The sequence below is a fragment of the Blautia sp. OM06-15AC genome (genome assembly GCF_003481425.1).
Classification (GTDB): Bacteria; Bacillota; Clostridia; order Lachnospirales; family Lachnospiraceae; genus Fusicatenibacter; species Fusicatenibacter saccharivorans.
In genome coordinates, this window is sequence record NZ_QULD01000011.1 from 78,494 (window position 1) to 103,338 (window position 24,845).

Consider the following 24,845-nt stretch of genomic DNA (forward strand, 5'->3'; position numbering starts at 1 on the left):
TTTCATTTTCTGTTCTTTATAGAGTATGAAGAAAATAAGAAAGTGTCAAAAAAGGCAGCGGTTTCTCTTCCGCTGCCTTTCTGTCATACTAATGAAATTTTCATCAAAACTGCATCTCATACAAATGCGCATAAATCCCGCCTTTCGCGAGCAGTTCCTTATGTGTGCCTTCCTCCGCAATTCCATTCTCCGTCAGCACCAGAATCCGCTTTGCATTCCGGATTGTGGACAGCCGGTGCGCAATCACGAAGGTTGTCCTGTCTTTCGCCAGAAGTTCCAAAGATTTCTGGACGACTTTTTCGCTTTCGTTATCGAGCGCTGAGGTTGCCTCGTCGAAAATCAGGATCGGCGGGTTTTTGAGGAATACGCGGGCGATGGAAAGCCGTTGTTTCTGGCCACCGGAAAGTTTTACGCCGCGCTGGCCGATATCGGTGTCGTAGCCGTCCGCCAGCTCCATGATAAATTCATGTGCATTGGCCGCTTTCGCTGCGCGGATGACCTCCTCGTCGGTCGCATCCGGTCTGCCATAGCGGATGTTGTCGATGATCGTTCCCGCAAACAGGTACACATCCTGCTGCACAATACCGATCTCATCGCGCAGATCCTTTAACTTCACATCGCGGATGTCCTTTCCATCCAGCAGAATCCGTCCTTCTGTCACATCGTAAAAACGCGGAAGCAGAGAACAGAGTGTCGTCTTTCCGGCGCCGGAGCTGCCGACCAGTGCCACATAGTCGCCGGCCGGGACATGCAGATTCACATTGCTTAACACGTTTTCCTTCGACTCCTCATAGTGGAACGAAACGTTTTCAAAGGTTACTTCTCCCTGCACATTCTTCAGTGGCAGTGCATCCGGCTTGTCCTGGATATCCGGTGCGATGCTCATAATTTCCAGGAAACGTTCATAACCGGAATAACCATTCTGGAACTGCTCTGTAAAGTTCACCAGCTTTTTCACCGGATCTGTACAGTTGTTGATGTACAGAAGAAAGGTAACCAGATCCGCCGCCCCAAGCTTCCCGCCTGTCATCAGCAATGCGCCGACAATCAGCGAAATAACGGTAATCAGCGTCGAAAAGGCTCCCATTCCCGAATTGTAAATTCCCATATAGCGGTAGCTGACCTTCTTCGAATCGACAAAACGGTCATTTCCCGCATTGAACTTACGCATCTCTTCTGTCTCATTTCCAAACGATTTGACAACACGGATCCCCGAAAGACTGTCCTCAATCTGACTGTTGATATCCGCAATTCTGCGGCGGTTTTCCTTGAATGCACTCTTCATGCGGCTGTTCATCACTAACGCAAACAGCAGCATCACCACAATAACCACAAGCGGCACACATGCCAGCATAGGATTTACCACAAACAGAATAATCATCGCGCCGATCAGTTTGATAAACGAAATGACAATATTCTCCGGCCCATGATGTAAAAGCTCACTGATATCGAACAGATCGCTTGTGATGCGCGACAGCAGATGGCCAACCTTCTGGTTATCGAAAAAAGCAAACGAAAGCTTCTGATAATGGCCGAAGATCTCGTTCCGCATATCATGCTCAATCCGCGCCCCCATCACATGGCCGTAATAGGCAATATAAAAGTTACAGTACATTTCAACCAGAACCATAGCAATCATCAGAATACCGAGGCGGATAATCTCACCCGTTGCCTGCTCCAGCGGCTTTTCCACAACCGTACTCGTAATATACCGTACAATCAGCGGAATCACCAGTGTAATGGCTGCTCCAAGCATTGCAAAAAACATGTCGGTAAAAAACAATCCCTTATATGGAATGTAATACCGCGCCAGCTGGCGGATTCTTCCCTTCTCTTTTCCTGTTTCTTTTTCTTTACTCATCCTGTCCTCCCTTTCCGTTGGAAACCATTTTGTAATCTTTTCGGAACTCAGACGGTGATACGCCGCATGCCGTTTTAAATGATTTCATGAAATGCTTATCATTTTCAAATCCAACCTGTTTGGCAATTTCCGTAATTTTATCTTCTGTTTGAATCAACAGACGCTTTGCCTCCGCAATGCGGATCTCCTTCAGATAGTTCACAAAATTCACACCGGTATGTTCTTTAAACGCTGCTGAAAACAGCGAATAATTCATGCAAATATGGTTAGATACCATCGCCATATTCAGATCTTTTGCATAATTTTCCCGAATATATGAAATTGCCTCTTCCATTTTTTCTTTTCCGGCTGTCTGACTTTTCAGGCTTTCCCTGTAAACGTGTATCCATTCTTCAAACGCATCCAGAAACAGATCTGCATCACGGTACTGCAGAGGACGCGGACATTTTTCCTGTTTTTCCGGCATGCGGTAAAAAAGATCCAGTTCTTTGCAGATTGCTTCCGTCACTGTCAGAAGCTGATAGGGGGAGACCCTCTGATGCGCCGCCTCAAAATACCAGTTCCGCATTTTTCGCAGCACAGTATCTGCCCGGTCCGTTGGCACCTGCAGAATAAATTTTTCCTGAAACTGTGCCAGCTCCGGCTTTTCCTCAAAACATTTTTTCTGATATTCTTCCACAGGATTTTTCTGTATAAATGCCATTTCCCGGGCCAGCAGTGCTTCCTGGTATGCCTCTGGAATTTCCATCACAGAACGATGTTCTTTTCCCACTCCGAGACAAAATCTCTCATCTTTTTCTTTCATGATCCGCTCTGCCTCCGGTTCCGGCAGAAGATACAGAACTCCTCCTTCTACGCCTTCCAGCAGAATTCCGCTGCATTTCGAAAACCGTTCCCCATTTGCCTTGCTGGTCAGCAGGATCCGGAAGCTGTCGTTTCCGATGTGGCGCCGGAGCCTGCTTTCCATATCCATCCATTCGTTTTCTTCGGCCATTTCTGCATTCATCATCAGATAACGGAGCTGATTTAAAAAGCACCGTTCTTCCTCTTCTTCCGTTTCCCGGGTCTCCGAAAGCTCTCGTTCCAGATTTTCCAGAAGCTGTTCTATCGTCTCCCGCTTGATCGGTTTTAAAATATAGTCCCGAACTCCATGTTTCATCATTTCAACCGCATAGGAAAATTCATCATAGCCACTTAAAACAATAACAACAGGTTTCTGTGACAGCTCCTCCATTTTGTTGACCAGTGTCAGACCGTCCATTTTGGGCATACGGATATCAGTGAACATGACGTCCACCCTCTGTTTTCTCAAAATCTCCAATGCCTCTTCTCCGTTTCGACACTCCAGAATCTCCTCCACCGGCACGCTGCTTCGCCGGATCATCGCCACGATTCCCTGTCGAATCAATTTTTCATCTTCTACAACCAGCAGTGTATTCATTTTCTTTTTCTTCCTCTTTCTCGTCACCCTCTTGATCCATCGGAGAATATTTCCCCCTCGTGATGGGAAGATGAATGCTCACCTTCGTATAGCAATGCTCTTTTGTATAAACTGACAGTCCATACTCTGTTCCAAATTGAATGTGGATTCTGTCCTGTACATTCCGAAGCCCGATTCCATGTTTCGGCTGTGTATCTGAATTCAGGCGCATTCTTAGTTTACGTCTCAGAATTGCAAGCTGCTTTTCTGACATGCCTATTCCGGAATCTGTGATTTCAATCTCAAAGCTCTTTTCATGCTCTATTCCTTTGATTTCAATGACGGCGTCTGCATCCAGCTCCTCAATTCCATGTGTGATTGCATTTTCCACAATCGGCTGAAGAGACATCTTGGGGATATCCTGCCGATACAAATTTTCCGGTATCTGAACAGATAATGTAATTGTGAAATCATACCGCAGATTCATCAGTTCCACATAGTTCTGAATATAATTCATCTCATCCTGAACGGTTACCAGAAATTTATTCCAGCGCATATTGTAGTGCAGCATTTCACCAAGTGCTGTTACCGCATCGGAAATCGTATACTCTTCATTAATCTCAGCCATCATCTTAATGGATTCCAGAACATTATAAATAAAATGAGCGTTAATCTGGTTCTGCATTGCCCGGATTGCCGTATCTTTCAGCGCTGCCTCCCTTTTGATGCTTTCCTCGTTCTGTTTCTGAATTCTCTCCAGCATTCCGTTGATACCATAGCTCATTTCCCGCATCTCTTCTGCGCTGTAACAAACCTTTATCTTTGTTGTTCCATTGTCAATCTGACGCATCTCACACAGGACGTCATAAAACTCCTTCAGCAGGCCACGCACAATCAGATTGACCACCACAATCAGAAGCAGCCCGAAGCCGGCAAATTCAAGCAGCATTCTCTGCTGCTGTTTGATCATGTTTCCGGTTGCATCATCCAAATTGGTCAGTGTTACAAACATTCCATTGAGTTTATCGACTTTCCGAAGCACAATTGCAACGTTTTTCCGGTCAATCACCGCGCTCTGCTGACTCTCTTTTCTGTCACGGATTCCTGCCCGGAACAGAATCAGCCCCCGATAGGACTGCCATTTGCAGGCTGCCGCTGTTTTTCCGCAGTCATATAAATTCCAATTTTCATCAACAAAGCAGGCCCAGCTGCTGTCACCGGATCGATAAATTTCGGGAAATATGTCTGCCATACGCATGGATACCTCGATCACGCCAAGCCTTCCTCCGCTTTGATCCCGCAGTTCCCGTACATAAGTCATCAAATGGGAACCTTCTTTTTTTGTACCGGAGATAATATTTTTTTCCTGTATGTCAAAAAACCACTGTCCTCCGCCCTGATAGCTTCGGTACCAGGCGCAGTTTTTCATCTTTTCCTTCTGGTACAGGATCGGCTGCTGCTCCAGAAAACCATCTGCCATGGCAAAAATATGGATCTGGTACAGATCTGGCATTGCCTCCTGCATTTTATCGATTATGCTGATGCTGTTGTTTCGAAATTGCTGATAATAGCTCTCCGAGATCTCCTCTCCCCTCCTGAGATGAAGAAGATATTTTTCCAACGGTTCATACTCCTGCAGCGTATCTACAACCATTGAGCAGGCATTCGCTTTTGCATTCACCTCCGCACAGGTAAGATCTATTGCCGTTACTGCTTCATTTACCCCATGATCTATGGCATTCTTTTTGATACTCCTAAACCCAAAGCACATCATGCCAAAAAGCGGAATAAAAATAAAGATCAACGTTGTTACGGTAAATTTTTGGTTCAGTTTCAGTCCGCGAAACCAGTTTCGCATTTTTCATCCCCCAGTTTTCTTTTCGGTTCTGTAACCTTACTAATTTTACCAGTTTTTTCTTTAAAAAGCAATTTTTTCAGAAAAATTATTGACAAAAAGAGAAGACGGTACACTTTTTTTCCGTGCACCGTCTCTCTTTTCGCAAGACTCATATATGACGCAAAGCATGATTCCAGGGAAACAGCTTTCGTACCATTGTTATACTGTTGTCAGATCCCACGGTTCATAAATCTTTGGAACATCGCTGATCAGACGTTTGGTATACGCTGCTGTCGGGTGAAGAATTACTTCTTCTGCCGGTCCCGATTCCACAAATTTTCCATGCTCCATAATATAAACATTATCGGATACATAGTAAGCAAGACCAATATCGTGGGTGATGAAGATAATCGTCATATTGATCTCATCACGCAACTTCAGCAGCATATCCAGGATCGTTGCACGTGAGCAGGCATCAATCATAGACGTCGGCTCATCGGCAAGCAGAATCTTTGGTTTCAGAAGGAAAATACGTGCAATCATCAGTCGCTGCATCTGGCCTCCTGACAGCTCAAATGGATATTTGTTTGTCAGTTCTGCGTATTTTAAGTTTACAAAGCTGCAGGCCTCTGTCATCAGACGTTCTTTTTCTTCTTTCGGCAGATTCTTGTCACCGCGCATATTAATGCAATCCAGCAGAACAGAATCTACACGTTTAAACATATTGTAGGAAGCAAACGGATCCTGGAAAATCGCCTGAATTCCCTTCCAGTACTCTTTTTTCTTCTTTCCGTTCGAGATGTCTCTTGGTTTACCCTGGAAATCAATTTCACCTTCCGTTACGCTGATCAGCCCGAGCAACATCTTCGAAAGGGTTGTTTTTCCGGATCCGGATTCTCCTACGATAGAAACAAATTCACCTTCATGAAAATCGAAATCAACATGGTCTACAGCGACCGTTTTTGCATCGCCAAAGCCAAACACTTTCGTTACGCCTCTTCCGGAGAGGCATGGTTTTAATTCTTTACCATCACGCATTTGCATACACCTCCCGAACCTTTCTCTCAGACATCAGGCAGCGGTACTCTCTTCCGTTCGGCAGTTCGATGACCTCTGGTTTCATACCGCGGCAGGTTGGCTGTGCATAAGGACAGCGGTCTGCGAAACGGCAGCCCTCCGGCGGATGCTTCAGGTTTGGCGGAGTTCCCGGAATTGCAGTCAGCTTCTGTTCTCTTACACCTTCCTCCGGAACGATGATCGATCCCATCAGACCTTTGGAATATGGATGCAGCGGATCGAATACCATTTCTTTTGCGGTACCTTTTTCTACAATCTGTCCAGCATACATAACCATAATATCATCGGTTACGTTGTAAAGAAGCGGCAGCTCGTGTGTGATGAAGATCATGGATTTGATAAATCCTTTTTCCATCAGATCACGCATCATTTTAATAACCATTTTCTGGGAAGTTACATCCAGCGCGGACGATGGCTCATCGGCGATCAGTACCTTCGGAGAAAGAATGGTCGAAATTGCGATAACGGTTCTCTGTTTCATACCTCCGGAAAGCTCAACCGCATGCTTTTGCAGTACCTCCTCCGGCAGGCCTAAGATCTGAAAACGTTCTTTTGCCAGATCATAAATATCCTTTCTCGGCATTTTCGGATCATGCGCATGAATAACGTCTTCTACAAATCGGATGATTTTCTGTGTCGGGTTCAGAGCATTCATTGCTGCCTGCGGAATGTAGGCGATCTCATTGCCCAGAATATTTTTCCGGACATCGTCTGGTTTCATTCCGGAAATTTTTCTTCCATCTACGATAATATCGCCGCTGATGTAGTGAAGCGGTGCGAAATAATAGCCCATCAGGGACAGTGCCAGCGTCGATTTACCACAGCCGGACTCACCTGCTACACCGAGGGATTTTCCCTCCTCAATCTTCAGGGAGACTCCGTCTACGGCGTATACATCTTCATGAAAACGAGTTACATATTTCGTTTTCAGATTGTTTACTTCCAGCATTACTTTTCCCATAGCTGCCTCCTTAGTCTCTTAACTGCGGGTTGAATACCTGGTCAAGACCGGTGTTCATCAGGTTAAGAGAGAATGAAATAAGTGCGATTACAAGAATAACCGGGAAATATGCCCACCATGCACCGTTTAAGTGTGCATTGTACTGGGTTGCCCATTGCATCATAAGACCAAGTGTTGCAGTCTTTGTGGTTGCCGGTCCAAGTCCGATCATAGAAAGCTGTGCCTCTGCCAGAATTCCGGAGGAAATCTGGAGAATGAAGGCCATAACAACGTAGGATGCAACGTACGGAAGGATGTCGGTAAGGACAATCCGCAGCATGCTGTGGCCGGACAGTTTGGAAAGGTTTACATGGTCACGGTTTCGAAGAGAAATAACCTGGGAACGTACAGAACGTGTTGTCCACGGCCATGCGGTAATTCCGATCAGGAGTGCCACCATCATGATTCCCCTCTGAGACTCACCTACGCTGTAGGAGATGAGGATCAGGAGAACGAAGGATGGGATAACGGTGAACAAGTTGGTAAAGAACAGAATCAGGTTGTCCACAAAACCTCCAAGGTAACCTGCAAGAAGTCCGAGGAACAGTCCGATCACAGTTGCAATGATTCCCGCAACCAGACCAATTTTCAGGGATGAACCTGTTGCAGAGATCAGCTCAGTCAAAACATCACGACCAAAGTTATCTGTACCAAGAACAAAGTTCTGACGGTTAATGACATCTTTTTCATTGATGTACTGCTTGCTGTCGATGCTCTGAACCTCTTCCAGCTCACCGGTCTCTTCATTTTTCTCGGCAATAATGGTTGGAACATCCTCTAAAATACCGTCGATTTCGTTGTCAAGACGCTGATATTTTTTCTTTTTTGCTGCGATAAGGCCTTTCTGTTCTGCATTTGGGTCATATTTTTCCTCCCAGAGAGCAATCAGACCTTCTGCATCGGTAACATCGATTTCACTGGCATCTACACCGCCGTATTTTTCCAGCCATTCTGCCATCATAGAACGGTTGTCCATTGTCAGTTTGCTTTCAACGATGGATGCGGTTGCATCAACATTCATCTTATACGTTTTGCCGGAATTTACGGTGTCCTGAATCGAAAGATAGGTACCCGGTTTGAAAAAGTTTCCGTTTCCGATCATTGCCAGCGGATCTTTTGCCACAACAAGCGGATAGATGATAATAGTCAGGAGAATTGCCAAGAAGATTACAAATCCTGTCACGAATTTTCCTGAATGAAAAATCTGTTTGATTGTATTTTTCATAGCGTATTCTCCTTTCTAATCCTGCTGGGATGCTTTGACACGTGGGTCAATGACTGCATACAGAAGTTCAACAAGCAGGTTGGCCAGCAGAACCATGATAGTAATGATTAACGTACAGGCAGAAAGCAACGGATAATCCTGGCCGGTAACTGCTGAGAGCATCGTTGTTCCAAGTCCCGGATAACTGAATACCATCTCAGCTACCAGGTTACCGCCTATCATGGTACCAAGGGACATTGCAAGACCGGTGATCTGCGGAAGCATTGCGTTACGGAACACATATTTCACAATCGTATGATCCTTGATTCCAAGGAAACGACTGTATTTTACATAGTCGGCATTCAATTCATAAATTGACATTGAACGCATACCAATAGCCTGGCCGCCGATCGTGATGATTACGATAGACCAGAACGGCAACTGGTAATGTGAAAGCACAGATTTCATAAAAGCAAGGCTCATATGCGGAATCATACTGCTCGCATAGCCGCCTGCTGCAGGTGCAATATGTAATTTCAGTGAGAAAACAAATAAAAGTACGGTTGCCATACCAAAGGCAGGTACGTTACTGATAAACAGGAATGCCGGAAGGATTGCCTTGTCGAAAACACCTTTCATGTAAGCTGCAATTGCACCAAGCAGGTTACCAAGAATCCATCCAACAATAATGGCCGGAAGCTGTAAACATATGGTCCACAGAACCGAACTGGAAATAATATCGGATACGGTACGCGGATACTGGCTGAAAGAAATGCCGAAATCACCGCGAAGTGCATTTTTTACCCAAGTAAAAAACTGGACATACATTGGTTTGTTAATACCAAATTTCGCTGCATAGTCTTCATATACTTTCTGAATTGCAGTCGCATCGGTCATACCTTCTACCGATTTGGACGCAATAGTTGAAACCGGATCGCCCGGCATCAGACGCGGAAGAATGAAGTTCAGCAGCACTGCAAAGACTAACGTCAAAAGATACCACATGATCTTCTGCGTATAATACTTTTTCATTCCTTTCATAGAGGAACCCTCCTTCTGATTTTGTAAAAGCGGCCGGAGCACCCCGGCTCCGGCCGCCTCTGTTACAATTCAGTGTGTGCTTTCTTTCTGTTTGGCAAATCAGCCGTCAATCAGTTCCAGATTGTACAGTGCTGCTACGCCATAACCATCGGTGCAGTCCATCGGAGGAACATTGGTTCCATCGTCTTTCTGCGGATAGTTGGTCCATACGGACTCGTTTACTTCGTGGAATACCTGCGGTCTGTACATCAGCGGTACACACGGGCAATCTTCCAGCATAATCTTGGAAAGTTCTGTATAGTAATCTTTCAGTTTTGCATCATCGGTCTCATGAGGAATTGCTGCAAGGATTTCATCTACACGGTCGTTCTGATAATGACCGAAGTTACCACTGAAGTTAACCTCAAGATCGTTGTAATCAGAGCTCATGAAGAAACGGCATCTCATGTACGGGTTGGCAACCGATGTACCAGGGCCGGACTGCATGGTGATTTCGAAGTTTCCGGTACTGTAATCCGTGCTGTAGTTTGCTGCTTCCGGGAAGTAGGTCTCAATGTTGATACCAATATTCTTTCCTGCTGCTGCTACGATTTCAAGGGTTGCATTCCAGTCAGACCATCCTGTCGGGCACTCAGCCTTATAGGAAAGGTTCTTTCCGTTGTACTCACGGATTCCGTCTCCGTCGGTGTCTACGATTCCGGCATCGTCCAGAAGCTTCTTAGCACCTTCTACATCGGCATTGGACCACTGATACTCTTTTAAGGCATCCTGATCCACCATAGCCTGCTCAGCATCGGTCGGGTTCATGACAGAACGCGGAACATCTGCGAAGGTAGGAGACTGTCCGGACATTGCTGAAGAAATAACCTGATCGTAGTCAACTGCCATAGCGATTGCCTTACGAACAGCTACCTGATCCAGTCCTTCTACTTCTGTATTAAAGAACAGGGTAGGCATTGTCATACACAGCTGATACGGTGCTTCATCAACATAGGTAGAAATCGGAAGATCCTGCTCTAACCACAATTTCTGAAGGTCTGTGATGAATATCTGTGCCACATCAATATCACCATTCTGGAATGCGGTGGTAGCTGCTGCGTTATCTTTAAAGATCGGGTGAGAAATATATTTCGGAACCGGAAGCTTACCCCACATGGAATCTGCCTGTCCCCAATAATTATCATCGCGGATCAGAACTACGTTCTGGTCATTGTCAAAGTATTTTTTGTACGGTCCGGAAGTTACCAGATCGTCCATCTTATCCATTTTAATTGCTTCAGCATCGTTGTTGTTTCTGTCAGCTACGGTCTTCAGATAGTTTTCCTGCATGATATAAAGCATTGGAAGATATCTTTCCGCAAGAACCGGGTTAACTGCTTCGCCGGAGTCATCGGTTGTCAGTTTGAAGACTACGGTACTGTCATCCTGTGCAACAACATCTGCAATGTAGCTCTTCATTTCAGCGCCAGTAGAAGAATTGTAATCTACATGTGCATGATAGGTAGCTGCTACATCTTTTGCAGTAACCGGTGTGCCGTCATTCCATTTTGCGTCAGCTTTGATTTTCACTGTGATCTCGGTACGATTGTCGTTCCATACCGGATCTCCGTCTGCAAGCAACGGATACATTTTTGCATCCAGTGGATTCCACATATAAAGAGTTTCATAAACAAGTACACGTGAAGCATCGCCCTGTGCTATAACCATTGCATTGTTTGAGTTTGCGGACATTGGGTTGTAATCATTGACGGTACCCCACTGCTGTCCTGCGAAGTAAAGAGTTTCATTTCTTGGAAGCTCGCCTACCACATCATCTGAACCTGTGGTATCTTCGCTGGAAGCATCTGCTGTGCTGGAAGATGCTGCTGTGGTATCGCTTGATGCATCTGCTGTTCCGCTGGAGGATGCTGTTGCTCCTCCGCTTGAACTAGTGCTTGTGCTTCCGCTGTCTCCACATCCGGCAAGCATCGTTCCTGCCATTGTCACTGTCATTAACAGTGCAAGGACTTTCATGTTACGCTTTTTCATACTTTTTACCTCCTTAAGGTTTTCGTTCTTGCTTGATGAATTCATTATACACAAAGACTGTTAGAAAAACAGTGTCTATTTTTTGTTTTTGGTGTTCTTTTTTTGTTTTATGTTGGTTAAATTGCTCATTTTACTCTTTTTAACTCCCTTTATTCTGCTCATTTTTCACATATCCGTTTTCGCAACATCTGCACTATTTCGTCATTATGATTATTTGTGCTATTTTTCCGTCTTTTCCGACATTTTTCCGTTCGCTTTTTCCATCTCTTTGTGCTATGATGAATATCGTATCAATTTCAGGAGGTTTTTTCTATTATGAATACTGTTTCTCATAAGTACCGACAGTCAGCGCTTCTGCTTCTGACCGCTGCGATCTGGGGTTCTGCCTTTGTCGCACAGCAGACCGGTATGGATTATGTCGGACCTTTTACGTTCAACGCGGCACGAAACCTGCTCGGCGGACTTACGCTTCTTCCGCTGATTGTCTTTTTCTCCTCACGTAAAAAGCGAACCCTACCGCCAGATGCTTCGTCAGAAAATACCACACAGCCAAAAACGCTCTGGGCGGGCGGTATTCTCTGCGGCATCGCACTGTTTGTCGCCTCAACTCTGCAGCAGATCGGCATCCAGTACACAACCGTCGGAAAGACCGGTTTTATCACCGCACTTTACATCGTACTTGTTCCGGTCTGCGGTTTTTTTCTCCGAAAGCGTGTACAGCCGAAGGTCTGGCTCGCAGTTCTTATTGCCGTCGCTGGTCTCTATCTGCTCTGTATGACAGACGGCTCCTTCTCTTTGCAGAAGGGAGATTTTCTTGTGCTTGCCTGCGCGCTCGGATTTACCGTACATATTCTGGTTATTGATCATTTTTCTCCGCTTGTCAGCGGCATCAAAATGTCCTGCATTCAGTTTTTTACCTGTTCGATCCTGTCCGCTGTCTGTATGGTTCTCTTTGAAACCGTAAACTTCTCCGATCTTCTGCACGCCTGGATGCCGATTCTCTATGCCGGAATTCTCTCTTCAGGTATTGGCTATACCCTGCAGATCATCGGGCAGAAAGGATTAAATCCTACCACAGCTTCTCTGTTTATGAGCCTGGAATCCGTTTTTTCTGTTCTTGCCGGTTGGATTCTCCTTCATCAGGCTCTCTCCGCTCGCGAGCTCTCCGGCTGTATTCTGATGTTTGCAGCGATCGTGCTGGTACAGCTTCCGAACTTTCACAAAGCCAACGCTGTTTCCTGATGTTATTCCTTTTTCAGTGTAAGAAAGATTTCTGTTTTGCGAGCTTCTTTCTTACGGCAGCTTGCTTTGATGACATAATTCCCCTCCGCCGCAGTGTGATCCTGTCCGGAGGGCTTTTTTATGCCATCCGAAAATTTAACCGAATCAAGTAAGTCACCTGCTTCCATTTCGAATATCCGCTTGCCCAATATTTTCATAGCATAAAAATACAAAATTCTGCATATTGATTGCAGGATTTTTTAATTCGTGCTACACTGTTTTTATTGTACCAATAAGCACTTATTTTATTAGGAGGTTCTGTCATGCCCGTTTTTGATTTCAGCAATTCCCCGGAAAAAGCAAAAGTTTCCGAATGTACGTATACTGTTTTCCGCACAAACGCACCGTTTACTTCTCCGGATCAGCCGATCCTAATTCTGGATACAAAAGAGAAGGCTTTCCCGCATCATCCCTGTGGTATTTTCACAAACCCATCCAAACGGACCTCGTTTGAATTTAAAGAGGAAGAAGAAACCTTTATTGCCGACATTCTTCAGATCGATGCCCGTTTTGTCAGCCTTTTAAAATGGCTCGGTGAAAACCATATCAATGTCCGCCTTTCCGGTACACAAACATCCGACGGTTATGCAGTTTACAAAATCCGCGAGATCGCTTTCGGTGGCGGCGCAAAGCTTTCGGCTGAGGATGGATTTTTACAGTTTATGATTGAGCGTCTCCTCGCCAGCAATGCACCGGAAGAAGAAGTTGAGGATGAGGATCAGGAGGAAACCGGTGACAGCATGAAGCTCACCAGCATCCAATCCATCACTGATTTTATGAACTGTGCCGGAAGAACGCTGCCGGACAATATCCGCCTTTGGGCTCGTCGAAACCTCGCTGTTGCCCGTTCCCACGAAGTCTCTCCCGAAGAACGTCGTCACGCACAGCGCGCCCTCTCCATGATGATGAATATTCAATGGAAAAGCAACTATTTTGAAGCCATTGATCCAGTGGAAGCACGCCGGATCCTCGATGAAGAACTGTATGGCATGGAACGCGTGAAGCAGAGAATTATCGAAACCATCATTCAGATTAACCGGACTCATACGCTGCCGGCCTATGGTCTGTTACTGATCGGTCCTGCCGGAACCGGAAAATCGCAGATTGCTTATGCCGTTGCGCGTATCTTAAAACTGCCGTGGACAACACTCGATATGAGTTCAATCAATGACCCGGAACAGCTGACCGGAAGCTCCCGCATTTACGCAAACGCAAAACCGGGAATCATCATGGATGCTTTTTCCATGGCCGGCGAATCCAACCTCGTCTTTATCATCAACGAACTCGACAAGGCTGCCTCCGGCAAGGGTAATGGAAACCCGGCAGATGTTCTGCTGACCCTTCTTGATAATCTTGGTTTTACCGATAACTATATCGAATGTATGATCCCGACCGTCGGTGTATACCCGATTGCAACCGCAAACGACAAGGACCAGATCAGTGCTCCGCTGATGTCCCGCTTCGCTGTGATTGAAATTCCGGATTACACACCGGAAGAAAAGAAAATCATTTTCTCCCGCTATGCACTTCCAAAGGTGTTAAAACGTATCGGTATGAAAGAAAAGGAATGCATTCTGACACCGGAAGGACTCGATGCCGTAATCTCCTGCCACGAAAACACAAGCGGTATTCGTGATCTTGAGCAGGCTGCTGAGCATATCGCAGCAAATGCGTTATATCAGATAGAAGTCAACCATGTTTCCTCTGTTACCTTTAATGCAGAAATGGTACGTGAACTGCTCTTGTCCTGCTGATCTGCCTTATTTTCTATTTTGAAGGCGTATCAGGGTACGGCGAAAACCAGTGACGCAACAATTCACGCTCTGTGGTGCTGAAATTTTTTGTATTATTTTAGAGTGTGCTGTAAAATAGTTTCCTGTCCCATCAGTCTGTACTTTCGGGCAGGGAACTATTTTATTTCTCCAGATATTTTCATAAAAGAAAGCCCCTGACACTTTCATGTCAGGGGCTTCCTTTCGATCAATTCAGAAAATTTATTTCTGCGGGCCGGCGGAAACAAGTGCTTTACCAGCAGCGTTTCCTTCATATTTTGCAAAGTTCTTGATGAATCTTTCAGCCAGATCCAGTGCTTTTGTCTCCCACTCGGAAGCATCAGCATAGGTATCGCGAGGATCCAGGATAGCCGGATCAACGCCCGGAAGTTCAGTCGGAACTTCGAAGTTGAAGTACGGAATAGTCTTCGTCGGAGCTTCGTTGATAGCACCGCTTAAGATTGCATCGATGATTCCACGGGTATCACGGATGGAGATACGTTTTCCGGTTCCGTTCCAGCCTGTGTTAACCAGGTATGCTTTTGCTCCGCTCTTCTCCATTTTCTTAACAAGCTCTTCTGCATATTTGGTTGGGTGCAGCTCCAGGAATGCCTGGCCGAAGCATGCAGAGAAGGTAGGAGTCGGCTCGGTAATTCCGCGCTCGGTTCCTGCAAGTTTTGCAGTAAATCCGGACAGGAAGTAGTACTGAGTCTGCTCTGGTGTCAGAATAGATACTGGCGGAAGTACGCCGAATGCATCTGCGGACAGGAAAATAACATTCTTAGCTGCCGGTGCAGAAGAAATCGGGCGAACGATGTTCTCAATGTGGTTGATCGGATAAGATACACGAGTATTCTCGGTTACGCTCTTATCATTGAAGTCAATTTTGCCTTCTGCATCAACAGTAACGTTCTCAAGCAGAGCGTCACGTCTGATTGCATTGTAGATATCCGGCTCAGACTCTTTGTCCAGGTTGATAACTTTTGCATAGCAGCCGCCCTCGAAGTTGAATACTCCGTTGTCGTCCCAGCCGTGCTCGTCATCACCGATCAGGAGACGTTTCGGGTCTGTGGAAAGTGTTGTTTTTCCTGTTCCGGAAAGTCCAAAGAAAATTGCGGTGTTCTCACCGTTCAGGTCTGTGTTTGCAGAGCAGTGCATGGAAGCGATACCCTTCAGCGGCAGATAGTAGTTCATCATGGAGAACATACCTTTCTTCATCTCTCCGCCGTACCATGTGTTGATGATAACCTGCTCACGGCTTGTGATGTTGAATACTACTGCTGTCTCAGAGTTCAGACCCAGCTCTTTGTAATTCTCAACTTTTGCTTTGGATGCGTTGTATACAACGAAATCCGGCTCGAAGTTCTCAAGCTCTTCTGCTGTAGGTTTGATGAACATGTTAGTTACGAAATGTGCCTGCCAAGCTACCTCAACGATGAAGCGGATAGCCATACGGGTATCTTTATTTGCACCGCAGAATGCATCTACAACGAACAGTCTTTTGTTGGAGAGCTCTTTTTTTGCGATCTCTTTTACTGCTGCCCATGCTTCCTGGGTTGCCGGATGGTTATCGTTTTTGTACTCATCGGAAGTCCACCATACAGTATCTTTCGAATTCTCGTCCACAACGATGTATTTGTCTTTCGGTGAACGGCCTGTATAGATACCGGTCATAACGTTAACTGCACCAAGCTCTGTCTCCCGGCCTTTTTCATAGCCTTCCAGCTCTGGTTTTGTCTCTTCCTCAAATAACTGCTCATAAGAAGGGTTGTACACAATTTCTGTGGTACCGGTGATGCCATACTTTGTTAAATCGATCTGTGCCATCTTGTAATTAACCTCTTTCCTTTGATAGTAATACTACTTCATTCTGCAGAATGCAAAAATTTGAAGGTATCCTTTAGAAGAAACCGGACCAGCCGGCCTCTTCTACTCTAATTATACATAAAAGGCCAAAAAAATCAACTGAAAATCTTCCGTTTTTTTACAGAACATGTCCCAAAATCTGTAAAAATTTTATAAACTTCGATTTTTCGAAATTTTCTGACAATTGCACTTTTGTACACTTCATCCTGCAAATTGACATTTTTTGATTTTTTATGTTATAATATTAACAATTATGTTCGGAAAGAAGTTTCTTTATGTATTACGATCTGACCCGCGGGAAAATCTCCCGCTCTCTTATCCTGTTTGCCCTGCCGATGATCGCAGGAAATCTGTTGCAGCAGTTTTACAACATTGCCGACACCCTGATCGTCGGACGCGTTCTCGGAAGCAATGCGCTCGCCGCCGTCGGCTCCTCCTATACGCTGATGACGTTTCTGACTTCCATTTTTCTCGGCCTGTCGATGGGCGCCGGTGCGCTCTTTTCGATTTATCAGGGACGAAAAGATCTTTCTTCTTTAAAACTTTCAATTCTCCACGCGTTTCTGCTGATCCTTGCCGTTACGCTCGTGCTGAATCTCGCTGTTTATGCAGGCATCGAGCCGATCCTTACGTTTCTTCGCGTCCCGGATGAAGTCCGTCCCGGCATGCGGACGTATCTTCTGATTATCTTTGCCGGCCTTATTGCAACATCCGTATACAATTTCTTTTCCTGTATGCTGCGCGCGCTCGGAAACTCTTCTGTGCCGCTGATTTTTCTCGCTGTCTCTGCTGTGCTGAACATTGCACTGGATCTGCTCTTTGTCGCTGTACTGCCGTTCGGCATCGCAGGCGCGGCGCTCGCTACGGTTCTTGCGCAGTATGTGTCCGCCGTCGGTATTCTGCTCTATGTGCTGCTCCGCTGCCGCATGTGGCTGCCGTCAAAAAAAGAATGGCGTTTCAGCCATTCCATTTTAAAAGAGATTCTGAATCTTTCTTCGATGACCTGCATTCAGCAGTCGGTCATGAATTTCGGCATTCTGATGGTACAGGGGCTCGTCAACAGCTTCGGTCCGGCGGTCATGGCGGCATTTGCGGCCGCGGTGAAAATTGATACCTTTGCCTATCTGCCGGTGCAGGATTTCGGAAATGCCTACTCCACTTTCACCGCACAGAATTACGGGGCCGGAAATCACGAGCGGATCCGGCGCGGCACGAAAGATGCTTTTGCACTGAGCGCTGCTTTTTCCATCGTCATTTCTCTGCTTGTCAATCTGTTCGCGCATCCGCTGATGCAGATTTTCGTGAAAGCATCAGAAATGGAGGTCGTCGCGATCGGCGTACAGTACCTGCGGCTGGAAGGCTCGTTCTATCTCGGCATCGGATGGCTGTTTCTGCTGTACGGGTATTACCGCGCTGTCAAACGCGCCGAGATGTCGGTTGTTCTGACCGTCATTTCGCTTGGCATGCGTGTGGCGCTGGCATACCTTTTCTCCGCCACGGCGCTTGGCGTTGCCGGAATCTGGATCGCCATTCCGATCGGCTGGGCACTGGCTGATATGACCGGACTTTTCTTCCTGCGGCGTGCATTCCGATCGCAGAAGCCTGCATAAGTTCCGAATCTTATATCGCAGTACGGTTTTCTGCGGATAAACTGCGGAACTGCCCCGGCGTCTGGTGCATGCGTTCCTGGAAGACTCGGTTAAAATAGCTGATATTTCGGAATCCGCAGTCGCTCGCAATCTTGCTGATCGCCTCCTCGGTGGAAAGCAGCAGCCGGCAGCTCTCGGCAATCCGCAGGTTATTGACATACGTCACGGCGGAAATATGCATAATCGACTTAAAGAAGCGGCAGAAAGCGCTCTCACTCATATGAAACTGGCTCGCCAGTTCCGCGATTTCGAGATCCTCACAGAAATGAGCATTCATGTATGTGAGGATCTCTTTCATTCTGCTGACACGGTAATTCGTCGAGGCATCCGTTTTTCCGCCGTTCTTTTCTGCCGCACTGTAATATCCCTGCCAGATTTTCAGAAGTTCCGCTTTTAACAGCAGCTCCCAGCCCGGTTCTTTTCTTTCCTGCAGATTTCGGATCTCCTGCATGGCCTGTGCCGTTTTTTCTGCAAGGCGTGTCCCCCGCTCTGTCTTGGATGGAAAACGGATCTCGGAGGACAGCACTGGTTCGATATACTGCTGCTGGATCCGGTCAAGCGATGTGCCGGACAGAAAACGCGGCTGGAATACAACGGCAAGAAACGTAAATTCCTGTCCGTCGATTCCCTCTACCTCATGCAGGCGGTTTGCATTGACAAAGGCGGTCTCCCCTTCCCGCAGGAGAAAGGTTTCGGTATCCATATGAAAAACAGCTTCGCCCTTTACTGCATAAAAGAGCTCCACTTCCTCATGCCAGTGGCAGTACACCCGCACGGTACTCTGCAGGTCTGTCTCGAAAACGTGAATGCTCAGCGGAAAAAGCTCATCACCGTGGGGCTGTGTTTCTTTTCGGTAATTCATCTGTGAGAGCATATTTTTGTCTCCTCTCTTGTTTTGCTCTGCTGTCCCAATTGTAACACGAACTTTGCGATTCCGGCAAGTTTCCATGTTCTGCCGGCGAATCGCCCTTCCATGACCGTATTTTTCCTTCTTAAATGATAATAATTATCATATTTTATCAGCTTATTGACATTTCTTTTCATCCGCGCTATATTTTAGATACCCCGATAGGGTATGTGATTTCAAATTTTTCATCAAACTCCAGGAATACAGTCCGGCACGCTTTCGTTTCGCTGTATTCCCGGAAGAAAGCAGGTATTGTATGATTAAAACAGTCTTAAAAATTGATGGTATGATGTGCGGCATGTGCGAATCCCATATGAATGATGTAGTCCGCAAGAGCTGCTCTCCAAAAAAAGTAAACTCTTCTGCAAAAAACGGCGAGACCGTTGTCATCAGCGAAGCACCGCTCGATATTCCGTATCTGAAACAGCAGATCAAGGACATCGGATATGAGCTGGTTTCGTATACGAGTGAGCCGTATGAGAAAAAGGGATTTTTCCATTTCGGACGATAAGCGGATTTCATGCCCTTCCTTTTGCAGTTTGTGCGTTGGAAAAAAGCACCGTTTCAGAAGTTTATTTCCTTTTGGAAATCTGCCTCTGAAACGGTGTTTTCTATTTTTTATCTATGATTTGATCAGCCGCAGCAGCATCCGCAGGACGGCGGCGTTTCTTTCTCCTCTTTTTTCGGAGATTCTGCGCCCAGATCGTACCAGGTCGGGTCGATGTCGAATCTGCGGTTGTTTCCAAGATAGATCGGATGGGTCGGGTCTGAGGACAGGTAGGCGCGCTCGGTCGAAACCTTCCACTGTGCATCCCAGTCAATCTTCGGAAGTGCCAGATCGTAGTGTGTGCTGGCGCGGAAGCCGTCTTCCTCTCCCTCAATTCTTCCCTTGGCGTCTGCCGGCGGCACGGCAAAATCTGCAAAGAAGGTGTTCACACCGTCGAAATGGCCTTCGTTGCTTCTGGAGAAGGAACTGCGGTATACCGCGTTGTTGATATTATCGAAGAGCCAGAGATTCATCTTGTCAATCTCTTCCCGCAGCTCCACCGGATACAGCTCCGGCGCGCCTTTTTTGTGCCATGGGCGGAAGTTGACCTCGAAATAAGTGGTCAGCCAGTTGTAATCGTTGTTGACTACCTTTCCCGTCGTTGTGTCGCTCAGCGCCGGAACGGTCGTTCTTCCCTGGTAATCATCATCAGCACGGTAATACGCCTCAGAGAGGAACTGATCACCGAGCACCGGGTCGATGTTGTTTTCATTGTAAACGTATTCCCAGCCAAGGTTTTTCCCATGCGGGGCATGTTCTACCATATTGACGGAAATCTGATCTTCCAGGCCCTCCAGCTCTCTTACGATCGCCGCGCGGTTGGACCAGTGGCACAGCTTTGCCCAGACGAGACGGTATCTCTTATTACCTTCTGCCTTCAGATCGTTTTCACCGTCGCCGAACGGAGTCGTGAAGTGATTCGGCTATCTGCGGAAATAGCCGTTTTTGTCGATCTCCGATACGGTTTCTTTTGGTCTTACGCGGATTTTTCTTCCATTTACAATCTCATAATCATAATTCGTCATTGATTTTCTGCCTCTCTTTCGCGTGTTCTATCGAATGAATTTTCAAATAGGAAAGCTTTTATTTTTCTATTATTTCGCTATGTTTTCTATGCAGTTATCATACCATATTTGTCTGGTTACGTCTAATTGCTAATTTTTTGGAGTGGCTATAGGATTTTCTTATAGTAAAAGGCCAGTGCCGCATTCTCTGCAAATGGGCACTGGCCTTGTTTTCGGCGCTTTTTGTTTTTCAGATTTTTCCTTCCCGGCGCAGATACGCCAGAAAGCCGTTGCATCCCTCCACGACATCGCGGTACGTCGCCTCAAAATCTCCCGTATACCACGGATCCGCAATATCGCGGCCGGAACCGATGAAGGAAAGAAATTTGTAAACCTTTCCATCCGGATCATTTTTCAGCATCCGGTTCAGATTGCGGATATTCGCGGTATCCATGCCGATGATGTAGTCGGCGCGCTCGTAATCCTTCCATGTAATCTGCTTTGCGTGATGCGGCACGAGCGGAATGTGCTCCTCGCGCAGTTTATTGACTGTCCCGTAGTGCGGCGGATTGCCGATCTCCTCGCGGCTGGTGGCGAAGCTGTCGATTTCAAAATTGTGGGCAAGGCCGAGGGAATTTACTTTGTGGGTGAATACGCTCTCAGCAAGAGTCGAGCGGCAAATATTGCCGTGGCAAATAAATAATACTTTAATCATCTTTTTATATCTCCATTTAAGTCTTGTATTTCTTCTCAAACGCTTGATATTTCAGGGTTTTCCGACTTTTGAGTTTTCCTTTCTTTTCAAGGTATCTTCTCAAATCTTCTCGTATTTTCTTGTGTTTTTCCCTGCAATCTTGGTAAATCCGTTGGTAAAGCAAGCGTCCTTACCAACGGGCTTTTTTAACTATTCGCTATCCGATATACTTCTTCCTTTGCATCATCAAAATTCACATGGGTGTAAGTGTTCAAGGTTACACTGATGTCTGCGTGACCCATGATATACTGCAAGGTTTTCGGATTCATCCCGGATTTTGCCATATTAGAGCAAAAGGTGTGCCTGCATACATGAGGGGTAACTTTCGGCATCTGGATACGGTAAATCCTGTTGTATTTCTGAATGATATGCTCCATGTACTTCTCCCAGTGAAGGGCAACCATCGGCATATCGTTTTTATCCAAAAATAAAAATCCAGCGTATCCTTCCACCATCGGTTCAACTTTTGGTGTCTTTCGGTTGGCAATAATTCTGCGAAAACACGCTGCGACAGCTTCCGTCATCGGCACATAGCGAATACCTTTGTCAGTTTTTGGTTCTTCAATTACATACTGCATCTGTGCAGTACGCTGTAACTGATGGTCTACCTTAATACGCATTTCTCCAAACTCAATCTCCGAAATCGTCAGCCCACAGAACTCTGAAATACGAAGCCCTGTGTGAAAAAGAATATAGATTGCATCATAGTATCTGCTGAAATGCTTATCCTCCTGAATAAACTTCAGCAAATCTCTCTGCTGCTTTCGGGTAATCGCTTCTCTGGTAACAGAATCATTAACAATGACGGATGCCAGCTCAAATTCAAATGGATTTTTGCGAAGCAGGTCATCATCTACTGCCATCTGAAATGCTGGTCTGAGAACTCCCCGGATCGAATGAATGGAACTGTATCCCCGCCCATCAATTTGTTGGAGCTTAATCAACCATGCCTTTGCGTCTGACAAACGCACCTTATCAATTCGCAGATTCCCAAAACTCTCTTTTTTCAGCATATTGATGACCGTTTTATATCCGGCAACCGTATTGTGACGAACTCCTGTTTTCAATGAAACATACTTTTCTACCAGTTCCAAAACAGTATAGTTGCCACCGTTGGTTACGATACGGTCAAACAAATCCGCTTCAATCTGTTTTTCTTTCTCACGCAGGGAAGGCTCCCGCTTCTTCCCTTTTGGCATTGGGTCATTCTTGTCCAAACGCCAACTGTATACATTTTTCTCTTTTCCGTCCTCATCAATATAGCGGAACCGATACCTCCCATCTTTACGCTGGTACTCGCCCTCTCGCAAAATCCGATTACGGTTATCTCGTCTTTTCTCACTCATCGTGAACTCTCCTTTCAAAAAAGAGAGCCAGACTTGCGCTCTTATCATAGCACAAATCCAGCTCTCCGCATAGTTATATCATGTGAAATCGGTAAATCTGTCAGCTCTGTTTACACAGCAGTAGCCTGATCCAGATACCTCTCAAATTTCTCACGCTTAATGAGGGCACGATTGCCGTTCATCACATAAAAATCCTCATTGGGATGTGTGTCAATAAGCGTTCTCAATTTTCCTTCGCCGATATGATAATATCTGGCTGCTTCCTCAATGGTAAGCGTATATCTACGCCACACCGGAATATCCGAGTAATTTTTTCCTTCAATATTCATCTTATTATTCGCCATAGGCAGTTATCCTCCATGCATGAAAATAGCCAGACAGAGGGTGTCGGCAACGAAGTCCGGCAACGGGCTTCAAAAGACCTTGCAAACAATCTCAATCTGGCGATGGTTACTATTTATACTTTTCTTTTATTTTTCTGTTGTTTTGGTTGTTATAAGGGAGAAAAGCCCGGAAATAAGGGGTTTTTCCCGGCAACCGGCTCGGCAACGGGATAGCAACAGGGGGTGCAACGGGCGGTCATTTTCAGAATGGAAGCTCCATCTGTTCTGTGACCTCCACAAAACCATCCATCGTTTTTTCAGACGGGTTGCCGGAGTCCGTTGCCGGGTTTTCACGCTCCCAGCCCTTTTGTCTGCCATATTCGGAAAACATTCTTGGGTTCGGGAAGTACCGCCAGCCGGAAATGCACTGGTTCATAATCTCGTTGATTTCCCGGATTTCCCATTGCTTCGGCTCGTCAAAGGTATGGTTCAAGGCTTCCTTGTAAAGCTGCTTGGAACAGACCATGCTCCCGGTGTACTTATCAAGATACGCCTGTATCATTCCGGCTTTGGTGTCCTCCGGCATAAAATCCCGCTGGTGTTCTTTGAGATACCGTTGCATGGTGGGGCTGAAAGCCAGCTTGAACCTGCCGCTTCGGTAAATCTCCATAGCTTCTGCCCACATCTGCTCGATATAGGCTCTGGAAGCAGCTTCGTCCTCCAAAATGTGAACCTCGGCTTGCTCCGGGTACACCATGACGGGGATAAAGCGGCGGTTGCCGGAACGGTCAAGGGGCAGGAAGTCAAGGGCATTGGAAGTGCCGCCAAACACGCACTGACGGGGGCGGTCTGCCGGGTGGGTTTCATAGGGTATCTTGTAAACTTCTTTCTGCCGGCTTAAAAATGACTTGATTTCCTCAATGCTCTTGGCGTTGGCGGTTGCCATCATTTCCGACATTTCGATAATCCAGTGACCTTGCAGCTTGCGGTACACATTGTCATCGTCCAGCTTCCGCAAATCATCGGAGAACCACTCGTCCCGGACTGCCAGCAGACGGAAGAAGGTGGACTTGCCAGCCCCCTGACCTCCGACCAGACAGAGCATGATTTCAAACTTGCACCCCGGCTGAAAGGCTCGTGAGATTGCACCCAGCAGGAACAGCTTCAACGCTTCATAGGTGTAATCGTCTGCGTCAGCCCCCAGAAAGTGCCGCAGACAGAAACGGATTCGTTCTGTCCCGTCCCACACAAGGGCACTTAGGTAGTCCCGGATGGGATGGTACTTGTTTTCATTCGCCACAATCCCGATGGCGTTATCAATCTTTTTCTCATTGGTAAGCCCGTAGGTTTCTTCCAGATAGAGAAGCAGATATTTCATGTCCGTATCGTTCAGGGCGGTGCTTTCTCTGTGGAAGCCGATGGGCTTTATGATGTCCTTGCGGTCAGTTAGGATGTTGTATGCGATAGCCCCGGAAAGCAGAGGGTCACGCTGGAATACGGTCAGGCAGTTCCGGATGCTCTGACGGACACCGCCTTTCTCGGTAGTTTCCAGCCCCGCCTTGATTTCCTCAATGCTCTGGGGCGGCTGCATAGCGTTCATGGTGTTTTTTAGTTCTTGCTGCGTCTGCGGCTGCAAGCTCTGCCATTCGTTGTTCAAGCTGTATCACATCCTTTCCGTAATCCGTAATCAAAGCCGCTTTTTCCTCTGTCTCCCCGAACAGCAGCACATCCAGCAGATATTCCACTTGGTCTTGCTTCTGTAAGGCTTCCACAAACCGGGGATGAAAGGCTTCCTCCGGGGAGTGCGGGGCGTAGTCCGTTCTCCATGCCATAAGCAAGTGAAGATAATCGGTAAGAATACGGAAGCAGCGGTTTTTTGCTTCCTGAAACTGTTCCTCCGGGGATTTCTGCCGGGGCTTGGGCTTTTT

The 24,845-nt window shown here is 46.5% G+C and carries 20 protein-coding genes and 1 pseudogene; 4 read left to right on the forward strand and 17 right to left on the reverse strand.

The genetic code is table 11. The annotated features are described in order from the left end of the window. Positions 1–103 precede the first annotated feature (103 nt). The 8 genes from DXB83_RS13400 to DXB83_RS13435 form a co-directional block, all read right to left on the reverse strand. A complete protein-coding gene (locus tag DXB83_RS13400) occupies positions 104–1,861 on the reverse strand; it encodes an ABC transporter ATP-binding protein (RefSeq protein ID WP_022462704.1) in 1,758 nt (585 codons plus the stop codon). After that, positions 1,854–3,302: a response regulator gene (locus DXB83_RS13405; protein WP_118697752.1), complete on the reverse strand. Its 1,449-nt coding sequence runs from the start codon at positions 3,300–3,302 to the stop codon at positions 1,854–1,856. Before DXB83_RS13405 ends, DXB83_RS13400 begins: the two co-directional genes overlap by 8 nt. Beyond that, positions 3,274–5,139 carry a sensor histidine kinase gene (locus tag DXB83_RS13410; RefSeq protein ID WP_022462702.1) on the reverse strand — a complete coding sequence of 622 codons (1,866 nt, stop codon included), beginning with the start codon at positions 5,137–5,139 and terminating at the stop codon, positions 3,274–3,276. The genes DXB83_RS13405 and DXB83_RS13410 overlap by 29 nt, the downstream gene beginning before the upstream one ends. Positions 5,140–5,337: 198 nt before the next feature. Then, complete coding sequence (locus tag DXB83_RS13415; protein WP_022462701.1) at positions 5,338–6,156, reverse strand: ABC transporter ATP-binding protein; 819 nt, start codon at positions 6,154–6,156, stop codon at positions 5,338–5,340. Then, complete coding sequence (locus tag DXB83_RS13420) at positions 6,149–7,156, reverse strand: ABC transporter ATP-binding protein (RefSeq protein WP_022462700.1); 1,008 nt, start codon at positions 7,154–7,156, stop codon at positions 6,149–6,151. The genes DXB83_RS13415 and DXB83_RS13420 overlap by 8 nt, the downstream gene beginning before the upstream one ends. A gap of 10 nt (positions 7,157–7,166) precedes the next feature. Next, complete coding sequence (locus tag DXB83_RS13425; protein ID WP_055228407.1) at positions 7,167–8,420, reverse strand: ABC transporter permease; 1,254 nt, start codon at positions 8,418–8,420, stop codon at positions 7,167–7,169. Between the two features lie 15 nt (positions 8,421–8,435). Further along, positions 8,436–9,440: an ABC transporter permease gene (locus DXB83_RS13430; protein WP_022462698.1), complete on the reverse strand. Its 1,005-nt coding sequence runs from the start codon at positions 9,438–9,440 to the stop codon at positions 8,436–8,438. Between the two features lie 99 nt (positions 9,441–9,539). Next, positions 9,540–11,468: an ABC transporter substrate-binding protein gene (locus DXB83_RS13435; RefSeq protein ID WP_158565918.1), complete on the reverse strand. Its 1,929-nt coding sequence runs from the start codon at positions 11,466–11,468 to the stop codon at positions 9,540–9,542. Positions 11,469–11,783: 315 nt separating this feature from the next. On the opposite strand from DXB83_RS13435, the gene DXB83_RS13440 reads away from it, so the two are divergent. Then, the gene (locus DXB83_RS13440; protein ID WP_118697753.1) at positions 11,784–12,710 is read left to right on the forward strand and encodes a DMT family transporter; all 927 of its coding nucleotides are present in this window, start codon (positions 11,784–11,786) and stop codon (positions 12,708–12,710) included. 2 nt (positions 12,711–12,712) lie between these two features. Here the strand turns inward: DXB83_RS13440 and DXB83_RS16535 are convergent, their stop codons facing one another. Continuing rightward, positions 12,713–12,877 carry a hypothetical protein gene (locus DXB83_RS16535; protein WP_158578772.1) on the reverse strand — a complete coding sequence of 55 codons (165 nt, stop codon included), beginning with the start codon at positions 12,875–12,877 and terminating at the stop codon, positions 12,713–12,715. 135 nt (positions 12,878–13,012) lie between these two features. Between DXB83_RS16535 and DXB83_RS13445 the strand changes: the two genes are divergently transcribed. Continuing rightward, on the forward strand, positions 13,013–14,503 hold the full coding sequence (locus DXB83_RS13445; protein WP_117802572.1) for an AAA family ATPase: 1,491 nt from the start codon (positions 13,013–13,015) through the stop codon (positions 14,501–14,503). Between the two features lie 240 nt (positions 14,504–14,743). Here the strand turns inward: DXB83_RS13445 and pckA are convergent, their stop codons facing one another. Continuing rightward, positions 14,744–16,348: a phosphoenolpyruvate carboxykinase (ATP) gene (gene pckA / locus DXB83_RS13450; RefSeq protein WP_022461055.1), complete on the reverse strand. Its 1,605-nt coding sequence runs from the start codon at positions 16,346–16,348 to the stop codon at positions 14,744–14,746. A 314-nt stretch (positions 16,349–16,662) separates the two neighbouring features. Between pckA and DXB83_RS13455 the strand changes: the two genes are divergently transcribed. Then, positions 16,663–17,997 carry an MATE family efflux transporter gene (locus DXB83_RS13455; RefSeq protein ID WP_118660331.1) on the forward strand — a complete coding sequence of 445 codons (1,335 nt, stop codon included), beginning with the start codon at positions 16,663–16,665 and terminating at the stop codon, positions 17,995–17,997. A gap of 10 nt (positions 17,998–18,007) precedes the next feature. Here DXB83_RS13455 and DXB83_RS13460 read toward each other — a convergent pair whose 3' ends face one another. Then, the gene (locus tag DXB83_RS13460) at positions 18,008–18,910 is read right to left on the reverse strand and encodes an AraC family transcriptional regulator (RefSeq protein WP_055228413.1); all 903 of its coding nucleotides are present in this window, start codon (positions 18,908–18,910) and stop codon (positions 18,008–18,010) included. Between the two features lie 289 nt (positions 18,911–19,199). Between DXB83_RS13460 and DXB83_RS13465 the strand changes: the two genes are divergently transcribed. Then, positions 19,200–19,454: a heavy-metal-associated domain-containing protein gene (locus tag DXB83_RS13465; protein ID WP_022461058.1), complete on the forward strand. Its 255-nt coding sequence runs from the start codon at positions 19,200–19,202 to the stop codon at positions 19,452–19,454. A gap of 122 nt (positions 19,455–19,576) precedes the next feature. Here the strand turns inward: DXB83_RS13465 and DXB83_RS13470 are convergent, their stop codons facing one another. The 6 genes and pseudogenes from DXB83_RS13470 to DXB83_RS13500 form a co-directional block, all read right to left on the reverse strand. Then, positions 19,577–20,254 carry a hypothetical protein gene (locus DXB83_RS13470; RefSeq protein ID WP_442857936.1) on the reverse strand — a complete coding sequence of 226 codons (678 nt, stop codon included), beginning with the start codon at positions 20,252–20,254 and terminating at the stop codon, positions 19,577–19,579. A gap of 490 nt (positions 20,255–20,744) precedes the next feature. Then, positions 20,745–21,209 (reverse strand): low molecular weight protein-tyrosine-phosphatase, encoded by a 465-nt coding sequence (locus DXB83_RS13475; protein WP_118697754.1) that lies wholly within the window; start codon positions 21,207–21,209, stop codon positions 20,745–20,747. 185 nt (positions 21,210–21,394) lie between these two features. Next, entirely contained in the window at positions 21,395–22,594 is a 1,200-nt protein-coding gene (locus DXB83_RS13480; protein ID WP_066562017.1) for a site-specific integrase, read from the reverse strand. A gap of 110 nt (positions 22,595–22,704) precedes the next feature. Beyond that, complete coding sequence (locus tag DXB83_RS13485) at positions 22,705–22,938, reverse strand: excisionase (RefSeq protein WP_016218019.1); 234 nt, start codon at positions 22,936–22,938, stop codon at positions 22,705–22,707. A 241-nt stretch (positions 22,939–23,179) separates the two neighbouring features. Further along, positions 23,180–24,517, reverse strand: coding sequence for a virulence-associated E family protein (locus DXB83_RS13495; RefSeq protein WP_118697755.1), 1,338 nt, complete (start codon positions 24,515–24,517; stop codon positions 23,180–23,182). Further along, positions 24,486–24,845 (reverse strand): annotated as a pseudogene (locus DXB83_RS13500) (CHC2 zinc finger domain-containing protein); the annotation flags it as partial. The gene DXB83_RS13495 and the pseudogene DXB83_RS13500, both read right to left, overlap by 32 nt.